Raw genomic sequence first — 4,897 nt, 5'->3', positions numbered from 1 at the left:
CGCGCGTTGACTACGTCCGGGACCATCTCAGCGAACTCGCGCTCGGCGGAACGGCGGTCGGGACCGGGCTGAACACCCACCCCGAGTTCCCCGGCCTCGCCGCCGAGTACATCAGCGAGGAGACCGGCATCGAGTTCCGCGAGGCGGACAACCACTTCGAAGCCCAGGCCGCCCACGACGCGATGGCCGAAGCACACGGCGCACTCCGCACCGTCGCTGGCTCGCTCAACAAGATCGCCAACGACCTTCGACTGCTGGCGTCCGGCCCGCGCAACGGGCTCGGGGAGATCGACCAACCGGAGAACCAGCCCGGCAGTTCCATCATGCCCGGCAAGATCAACCCCGTCGTCGCCGAAGCGGTCAATCAGGTTCACAAGCAGGTCGTCGGCAACGACACCACGGTCGAGTACGGCGCGGCGGAGGGGCAGATCGACCTCAATCTCTACAAACCCGTCCTCGCCCACAACTTCCTCGAATCGGCCGAACTCGTCTCCAACGCCAGCCAAGCGTTCGCGGACAAGTTCGTCGACAAGCTGGAGGTCGACGCCGAGCACTGCGAGGAGAAAGTCGAACAAAGCATGGCCCTCGCCACCGCTCTCAACCCGCACATCGGCTACGACAAGGCCTCGAAAGCGGCGAAGGAGGCGCTCAAGGAAGGAAAGACCGTCCGGCAGGTCGTCGTCGAGAAGGGGTACCTGAGCGAGGAGGAGGCGGACGAGATCATCGACCCCGAAGCGATGACTCACCCCGGTATCCTCGGACGGGAAGAATAAGTCGGATCCTTTTTTCGAGTAGCCAGTCGAAAGCGTGGTATCGGCTCGAAACGCGGCCTAGAATAGACTGGTGAAGAACGACACCACGGATTCTATCAACGAGGCGAATCCGCTCCAGAGTTTCCCGAAGAACCCTTTGCTTCCGCTGGACGGTGGAGTGGTCGTCGTCGAGGACGTGGTCGTGCCACCGGTGGTGGTCTTCTCCGTGGTTTTCTGGGTCGTCGTCTGGGTCGTCGTTTCGGCCTTACACGACTGCGAGCTGATGGTTACCGGCTTGTTCATGTTCAGCTTCGTGCGGGTGGGGTTGTTCACGTCTCCCGACAGCACCTCCCACTTCTTGATCTTCCCCTTGTACACGCCGTTCTGTTCCGATTCTCCCGCGAGAACGGCTTTCTCGTTGAACTGTGGGTTGATGGTAATGTTGAAATCGTTTCCGATGCCGCGATAGGCCATCCCGTCCGCGCGACCTTCCTGCCAGGTCCAACTGACGTTCGCGCTCGCGGTTTCCTTACCGTTCCAGTCGCGATGTTTCGAGTAGTCGAACGTGTCGAGGTTCGTCTGGGCGTCGTAGGAGTCGTCCTCGACTACGAACTTCCCGTTCACGGGAAGGTTCGTGATGCGGAACGTCACCGCGCCCCCTTTCCCGGCATCTATCTTGTCGTGGATTGCGACGAGGCTGAGTCCTTGTGGACCCTTGTAGAGGAAGAGGATGCTGGTGTCTTCTCGTTGGAGGTTTTGGGTCCCGAAGGAGGCGTACTTGTACGACGATGGGTCCGTATCAGGCGTGCGGTAGTCGTAAAATTCCTTGATCGGCAGCCCCTGCATCGAGAGGGGTGTGATAGGGATACACTTACCGTCCTGTTCGAGGGAGTACTGCGGGGTATTCCCGGACTGCTGCGCATTTGCCGACGAGATGCCACCGAGTATGGCGGTCGAGGCGACTGTCGCCTGAACGAATCGGCGGCGGTTGATAGTGGGCGAGTTCTCGGTCATGCTGTCCACGAAGGGTACGATTTCCCGGCATCTTTGTTCCACGCCGACTGACTGAAATCAGTGCCAACCGAACGAAACGGTAGGAGGACCATTCTTTCCCCGTAGGGGTGCTATGCCGGAACGATAGGGGAGACATTCTCTATCAGGATAGAAGGTCGGTTCTTGGAAGCGGTTTTCGGCGAATCCGGCGCGTACGCCACACCTACTTATATACAGTCTCCGTTCGGTCATGTGCGTATGGAGACACTCAACCCCCGTGTTCGTCTCGGTTGGCTTGCGGGCGTCCTCGTCGCTGCAGCACTCGTTGGGGGACTCCTCGTCGGGGTGCGGCGGTTCGTCGTCGCGTTCTCGCTCCCCCTCGTCGTCGCCGGGATTCTCGTCGTCGCCGTTCTCGGAATCGTCTACGTCGTACTCAAATATCGGGCGTGGCGCTTCGAGATCCGCGATGACGACCTCTATCTCGAACACGGCGTTTTCACCCGTGTTACCACCGTCGTCCCCTTCGTCAGGGTCCAACACGTCGATACCCAGCGAGGTCCCGTCGAACGCCTGCTCGGCCTCGGAAGCGTCGTCATCTACACCGCCGGGTCGCGCGGGGCCGACGTGACGATTCCCGGCCTCACCCCGGAGCGGGCGAGCGAACTACAGGGACGTCTTCGGAACCTCGCGGTCGAGAGCGAGTACGAGGATGCGGTATGAAACTCCACCCGCTCTCGCTCCCCTATCGAATTGTCACGCGCGGTGTGCAGATTCTCTCGACCGTACTGTTCGCCGGACTCGCCGCCGTCGGCGCAGTGAAGGCGCTGACACTCGGACTGTTCGCGTTCATCGTCGTCGTCGTTTTGCTCGGCATACTCGGATGGGAGTTCGCCTATCACCGGCGGTTCGAATACGAACTCACGAACGACTCGCTCGACATCGATTCGGGGGTCATCTCGCGCCGTCACCGGGAGATTCCCCTCCGCAGGATTCAGAACGTGGACATCCACAGAAACGTGATTCAACGGGTCGCCGGAATCGCGTCGGTCGGATTGGAAACCGCGGGTGGCGGTGATACCGAGGCGAGCCTCGAATACGTCGCCTACGAGGAAGCGAGACGGCTCCAGCGGGAGATTCAACGCCGGAAGAACGGCGATACGGAGGCGGAGTCTCCGAACGAGTCGGAGACACGGCACCCGGAGGACGTCCTATACGAGATCAGCGCCGAGGAACTGCTGTTGCTTTCGGCCGTCTCGATCGAACCGCGGGCCATCGGTCTCGTCTTCCTCGTCATCCCGTTCGTGATGGACACGATGGATTCGTTCGGGAGCGTGGTGTTCCTGTTCGGCATCGTACAGATCGTGTTCTCCGCGCTCGTCCTGTGGGTGAGTAGCGGGGCGATCACCTTCGCGCGTTACTACGGCTTTCGGCTGACTCGCGTCGGCGACGAACTCCGGTACGAACGCGGCCTGCTCCAGCGCTACGACGGAAGCATCCCGCTCGACAAGATCCAGACGCTCACGCTGCAGGAAAACCCGATCATGCGCCGATTGGGATACGCCACGCTGTCGGTCGAAACGGCTGGATACAGTCCCGGAAACGGGTCGTCCGGCGGTTCCGAGGCGGCGATCCCACTCGCCGTCCGTGAGCGTGTTCTCGTCCTCGCACACTCGCTCGAATCGTTCGAGGACCCGACGTTCGAGCGGCCACCGCGTCGAGTCCGGCGGCGATACGTCCTTCGCTATGCCATCATGGTCGTCGTGCTCACCGGCGTCACGTACGGCTTCGACCGTGTCACGGGACTTCTCGGGTTCTGGTACGTGCCGCTCGTGCTTCTCGTGGTGACACCCCTCGCCGGTCACTATCGATGGAAACATCGCGGGTATCACGCCGGGGACGACCATGTCGTGACGCGCGACGGGTTCTGGCGGCGGACGACGCACGTCGTTCCCTACTACCGGGTACAGACGGTCGTTCAACGGGAGACGATCTTTCAGCGTCGATGGTCGGTCGCCACGGTGATCATCGACACCGCCGGTTCCATCGGTTTTCGAACGAGGGATCCACACGCGGCGGACATCGAGACGTCCGATGCGAACGAACTCCGCGAACTCGTCGCCCGTCGTCTCGGTCGGCAGGTAAAACGAAACCGACGGGAACGACGCCGGAAGCGAAAACTGGCGGAATCGGCGGCGGGAAACGACCCGTGAGAGATCATTTCCCGTCGGATTCGGTCGTATCTTCGATGATCGAGACCATCCGTTCGACGTCACCCTCCTCGGAGTACACCGGTGCCCCGTTGACCGAGAATTGACGCCACTCCCCGTCGGGACGTCGATACCGAATCGTAGCATCGCGAACGGTCGTTTCGTCCTCGAAGACGCTTCTCATCGGATGGTCATCCTCCGAAAGCGGGGTGCCGTTCTCGTCCGTAACCTCCCACTCGTGGGAGTTGTAGTTACGGTTCATGATCGCTTCCTCCGACAAACCCAGCATCTCGACCGACCGTTCGTTGGCCCGCTGGATTTCCCCGTCCGTTCCGAGGATCACGATACCGACGGGACTCGTCTCGAACACCCGTTCGAGCAGTTCGCGCTCCCGGCGGTGTTCCTTTCGAATCCGCGTCTCGTCGGTGATGTCACGGAAGTAAACCGACAACCCCTCCGTCGAAGGGTAGGCGTGCACCTCGAACAACGTTTTCAGCGGGTCGAAGTAGGCTTCGAACGTCGTCGATTCCTGTGTTTCCATCGCCGCTCGATACTCGTCCTCGAACGCCGAATCGATCGATTCGGGAAACACGTCCCAGACGGAGGTGCCGAGCAGTTCCGATTCCGGCCGGTTCAACAACTCCTCGCCCCGCTCGTTGACGAAGGTGAACCGCCAGTCAGTGTTCAGCGCGAAGAACGCGTCCGTCACTCGGTCGTAGACGGCGGCCATCCGTCGCTGGTACGCTCGTGCTTCCCGCTCCGCGTGATATCGATGGACCACGTTTTCGATACGGTTCGCCAACACTGCGTATCCGTCCGGACCGCCTTTCTGGAGGTATTCGGTGACGCCCGCGGAGATAGCCTCGCTGGCGATTTCCTCGCTCCCTTTGCCGGTAAAGAGGATGAAGGGAAGTTCCGGGAGGCGGATCCGGACGGCCTCCAGAA

The 4,897-nt window shown here is 61.2% G+C and carries 5 protein-coding genes; 3 read left to right on the top strand and 2 right to left on the bottom strand.

The features are described from left to right. Positions 1-773 (top strand): lyase family protein (locus tag WBV42_RS17270; protein WP_423987122.1); only part of this gene is annotated, 773 nt, incomplete at its 5' end. Between the two features lie 57 nt (positions 774-830). On the opposite strand, the gene WBV42_RS17265 is transcribed toward WBV42_RS17270, so the two are convergent. After that, the gene (locus WBV42_RS17265) at positions 831-1,766 is read right to left on the bottom strand and encodes a hypothetical protein (protein ID WP_423987121.1); all 936 of its coding nucleotides are present in this window, start codon (positions 1,764-1,766) and stop codon (positions 831-833) included. A 237-nt stretch (positions 1,767-2,003) separates the two neighbouring features. Here WBV42_RS17265 and WBV42_RS17260 point away from each other — a divergent pair, with 237 nt between their 5' ends. Continuing rightward, positions 2,004-2,465, top strand: coding sequence for a PH domain-containing protein (locus WBV42_RS17260; RefSeq protein WP_423987120.1), 462 nt, complete (start codon positions 2,004-2,006; stop codon positions 2,463-2,465). Further along, positions 2,462-3,955: a PH domain-containing protein gene (locus WBV42_RS17255; protein ID WP_423987119.1), complete on the top strand. Its 1,494-nt coding sequence runs from the start codon at positions 2,462-2,464 to the stop codon at positions 3,953-3,955. The genes WBV42_RS17260 and WBV42_RS17255 overlap by 4 nt, the downstream gene beginning before the upstream one ends. Positions 3,956-3,959: 4 nt before the next feature. Here WBV42_RS17255 and WBV42_RS17250 read toward each other — a convergent pair. Then, the coding region (locus WBV42_RS17250; protein WP_423987118.1) for a PAS domain-containing protein at positions 3,960-4,897 on the bottom strand (938 nt) is incomplete at its 5' end.

Source organism: Haladaptatus sp. (assembly GCF_049589095.1).
In the GTDB taxonomy this organism is placed as follows: domain Archaea; phylum Halobacteriota; class Halobacteria; order Halobacteriales; family Haladaptataceae; genus Haladaptatus.
The sequence above is the reverse complement of the archived record's forward strand: the minus strand, read 5'-3'. Positions and strand labels throughout refer to the sequence as shown.

Coding starts and splice junctions, on each gene's coding strand:
- WBV42_RS17260 (WP_423987120.1), top strand. CDS start 2,004: ATGGAGACACTCAACCCCCGTGTTCGTCTCGGTTGGCTTGCGGGCGTC.
- WBV42_RS17255 (WP_423987119.1), top strand. CDS start 2,462: ATGAAACTCCACCCGCTCTCGCTCCCCTATCGAATTGTCACGCGCGGT.
- WBV42_RS17265 (WP_423987121.1), bottom strand. CDS start 1,766: ATGACCGAGAACTCGCCCACTATCAACCGCCGCCGATTCGTTCAGGCG.